This is a genomic window from Halomonas sp. ND22Bw (assembly GCF_003011945.1).
In the GTDB taxonomy this organism is placed as follows: domain Bacteria; phylum Pseudomonadota; class Gammaproteobacteria; order Pseudomonadales; family Halomonadaceae; genus Halomonas; species Halomonas halophila.
The window spans coordinates 1-240 of the sequence record NZ_PXWD01001671.1; the positions used below are offsets into that span (position 1 = coordinate 1).

At 66.7% G+C, this 240-nt stretch carries 1 protein-coding gene; it reads right to left on the bottom strand.

The annotated features are described in order from the left end of the window. A partial coding sequence (locus tag CVH10_RS27105; RefSeq protein ID WP_219925095.1) for a hypothetical protein occupies positions 1–240 on the bottom strand: 240 nt, incomplete at both ends.

Here is a 240-nt window from a genome sequence, read left to right on the forward strand (position 1 = left end):
GCGGGCGGTGGTCTGGACTCTGATGGAGTTGAATTTGTCCGAGAAGACAGTGTCGGCGCCGATCGTGCTCCGCGGCCAGCCCTCGGGAACGGATACGGTGAACAGATTGTCGGGCGAGGTGAAGGTCACGTACACCTGGTTGTCGGGGATGTCGCCGGCGGGGTTGTCCTCAGGGGCCGCACTGGGTACGGACGACGAGGAGCTCGGGACGGTGCCGGTCGTCGACGGGCCGTGGCCGCA